This window comes from Streptomonospora sp. PA3 (assembly GCF_009728995.1).
GTDB lineage: Bacteria > Actinomycetota > Actinomycetes > Streptosporangiales > Streptosporangiaceae > Streptomonospora.
The window spans coordinates 4,570-8,326 of record NZ_VTZW01000001.1 but is presented as its reverse complement, the minus strand read 5'-3'; the positions used below and the strand labels follow the sequence as shown (position 1 = coordinate 8,326).

The following is a 3,757-nucleotide window of genomic DNA, read 5'->3' as shown; positions in this document are numbered from 1 at the left end:
CATCCCAAACACCAATGTCAAGCTATAGTGAAGGTCCCGGGGTCTTTCCGTCCTGCTGCGCGAAACGAGCATCTTTACTCGTACTGCAATTTCACCGGGCCCGCGGTTGAGACAGCGGGGAAGTCGTTACGCCATTCGTGCAGGTCGGAACTTACCCGACAAGGAATTTCGCTACCTTAGGATGGTTATAGTTACCACCGCCGTTTACTGGCGCTTAGATTCCCAGCGGCACAGGCACAAAAGCCTGCTGACCGGTCCTCTTAACGTTCCAGCACCGGGCAGGCGTCAGTCCGTATACAGCGTCTTACGACTTCGCACGGACCTGTGTTTTTAATAAACAGTCGCTTCCCCCTGGTATCTGCGACCCCACCCAGCTCACAGGGAAAACCTGATCACCGGACAGGGCTCCCCTTCTCCCGAAGTTACGGGGACAATTTGCCGAGTTCCTTAACCACGGATCACCCGAACGCCTCGGTATACTCTACCTGACCACCTGCGTCGGTTTCGGGTACTGGCCGCACACGCACTCGCTAGAGGCTTTTCTCGACAGCACGGGATCACCCACTTCGCCGAAAACGGCTCGGCATCACGCCTCACCCACATAACAGGGCAGGGATTTACCACCACCCCGGGCTACACGCTTACCCCCGGACAACCACCGCCGGGTAGGGCTACCCCACTGCGTCACCCCATCACTTGCCTACACACCCCTCGGGTCCCAGACCAGGCCACCCGCACCGCCCGAAAGCGGCACAAGCACCCGGCATGGTCAGCATCAGGGCTATCAGCATGGGCGCACGCGCACGGGTACGGGAATATCAACCCGTTGCCCATCGACTACGCCTGTCGGCCTCGCCTTAGGTCCAGACTCACCCTGGGCGGATCAACCTGCCCCAGGAACCCTTAGTCAATCGGCGCCGGAGTTTCCCACTCCGGTATCGCTACTCATGCCTGCATTCTCACTCGCACACCCTCCACCACAAGGTCACCCCGCAGCTTCACCGGATGCACGACGCTCCCCTACCAACCGACACACAACGTGCCGGCCCCACAGCTTCGGCGGTGCACTTCAGCCCCGCTACATTATCGGCGCAGAATCACTTGACCAGTGAGCTATTACGCACTCTTTCAAGGATGGCTGCTTCTAAGCCAACCTCCTGGTTGTCTCAGCAACTCCACAACCTTTCCCACTTAGCACACCCTTAGGGGCCTTAGCTGATGATCTGGGCTGTTTCCCTCTCGACCACGAAGCTTATCCCCCGCAGTCTCACTGCCGCACTCGGCTCCACCGGCATTCGGAGTTTATCTGACCTCAGTAACCTTGTCGGGCCCATCAGCCAAACAGTAGCTCTACCTCCGGGGAGCACCACACGACGCTGCACCTAAATGCATTTCGGGGAGAACCAGCTATCACGGAGTTTGATTGGCCTTTCACCCCTACCCACAGCTCATCCCCCAGGTTTTCAACCCTGGTGGGTTCGGGCCTCCACGAAGTCTTACCTCCGCTTCACCCTGGCCATGGGTAGATCACCCCGCTTCGGGTCCACAGCATGCGACTCAACCGCCCTGTTCAGACTCGCTTTCGCTACGGCTACCCCACCCGGGTTAACCTCGCCACACACCACGACTCGCAGGCTCATTCTTCAAAAGGCACGCCATCACCCCGCACCAAAGCGAAGCTCTGACGGCTTGACAGCACACGGTTTCAGGTACTCTTTCACAACCCCTCACCGGGGCACTTTTCACCTTTCCCTCACGGTACTCGTCCACTATCGGTCACCAGGACGTATTCAGGCTTGACAGGTGGTCCTGCCGGATTCACACGGAATTCCACGAGCTCCGCGCTACTCGGGGACACGCCCAATGAAGTATGCCGTGCCTTCGCCTACGGGACTCTCACCCACTCCGGCACCGCTTCCCAACGGCTTCGACTAACACACCACACCCCACACCAGGCCGGCAGACCCAGTACAGGCGAACCCCACAACCCCACGCACGCAACGGCTGCCGCCTCTCACACGCACGCGGTTTAGCCACCATCCCCTTTCGCTCACCACTACTCAGGGAATCACTCTTGTTTTCTCTTCCTGCGGGTACTGAGATGTTTCACTTCCCCGCGTCACCACCAACCGCCCTATACATTCAGACGGCGGCAACCCGACACAACTCGGGCTGGGTTCCCCCATTCGGACACCCACGGATCACCGCTCGGTTGACAACTCCCCGTGGACTATCGCGGCCTCCCACGTCCTTCATCGGCGCCTGGTGCCAAGGCATGTTTTCTCTTCCTGCGGGTACTGAGATGTTTCACTTCCCCGCGTCACCACCAACCGCCCTATACATTCAGACGGCGGCAACCCGACACAACTCGGGCTGGGTTCCCCCATTCGGACACCCACGGATCACCGCTCGGTTGACAACTCCCCGTGGACTATCGCGGCCTCCCACGTCCTTCATCGGCGCCTGGTGCCAAGGCATCCACCGTATGCCACTCTTGCTTGGCCACCACAGATACAAGATGCTCGCGCACACTATCCACAAATCAAACCACCAGCCACACACCCGACCACAACCCCCAGGCCGCAAACCAGCACCGCAACCGGCCGCGCACCCGCCCCACAGGACAGGCACCACGACCCGCCGCCGGCACCACCGGCCCACCAGGTCTTCATCAGGGTGGCATCGGGGAGAACAACCCACCGGGTCGCTCCCTCAGACACCCAACAGCGCGTGTCCACCAAGCACCATCCCGACACCCGGCCGCCACCCCGCGCAGAGCCGGCCCCCGAAGGAGCGCCCCACCACACAGGCAACGACCCGAACCTGCCGGGTCCACTTACGAGTCCGCCGGCCACAACGGAAAAACAACCAGACCGAAGAGCCCCCCACACGGGAAGCACCCCCGGCCCACAGGCCGGCTCGTCAAGACTCCTTAGAAAGGAGGTGATCCAGCCGCACCTTCCGGTACGGCTACCTTGTTACGACTTCGTCCCAATCGCCAGCCCCACCTTCACGCACTCCCTCCCCAAACGGGGTTAGGCCGCACGTTTCGGGTGTTGCCGACTTTCATGACGTGACGGGCGGTGTGTACAAGGCCCGGGAACGTATTCACCGCGGCGTTGCTGATCCGCGATTACTAGCGACTCCACCTTCATGGGGTCGAGTTGCAGACCCCAATCCGAACTGAGACCGGCTTTTAGGGATTCGCTCCGCCTTGCGGCATCGCACGCCCACTGTACCGGCCATTGTAGCATGTTTGCAGCCCAAGACATAAGGGGCATGATGACTTGACGTCATCCCCACCTTCCTCCGAGTTGACCCCGGCAGTCTCCCATGAGTCCCCACCACCACGTGCTGGCAACATGGAACAAGGGTTGCGCTCGTTGCGGGACTTAACCCAACATCTCACGACACGAGCTGACGACAGCCATGCACCACCTGTCACCGATCCCAAAAGGACCCCGCGTCTCCGCGGGATTACCGGCGATGTCAAACCTTGGTAAGGTTCTTCGCGTTGCGTCGAATTAAGCAACATGCTCCGCCGCTTGTGCGGGCCCCCGTCAATTCCTTTGAGTTTTAGCCTTGCGGCCGTACTCCCCAGGCGGGGCGCTTAATGCGTTAGCTACGGCACGGAAACCGTGGAAAGTCCCCACACCTAGCGCCCAACGTTTACAGCGTGGACTACCAGGGTATCTAATCCTGTTCGCTCCCCACGCTTTCGCTCCTCAGCGTCAGGTAAGGCCCAGAGACCCGCCTT

The 3,757-nt window shown here is 60.4% G+C and carries 1 rRNA gene and 3 other annotated features; the gene reads right to left on the bottom strand.

Features of this window, described 5'->3' with window-relative positions:
- Positions 1-2,308, bottom strand: a 23S ribosomal RNA gene (locus tag FZ103_RS00015); the annotation flags it as partial.
- Positions 2,309-2,323: 15 nt separating this feature from the next.
- Positions 2,324-2,460: a sequence feature (23S ribosomal RNA rRNA prediction is too short), on the bottom strand.
- A 489-nt stretch (positions 2,461-2,949) separates the two neighbouring features.
- Positions 2,950-3,600 (bottom strand) — a sequence feature (16S ribosomal RNA rRNA prediction is too short).
- 4 nt (positions 3,601-3,604) lie between these two features.
- Positions 3,605-3,720: a sequence feature (16S ribosomal RNA rRNA prediction is too short), on the bottom strand.
- Positions 3,721-3,757 lie beyond the last annotated feature (37 nt).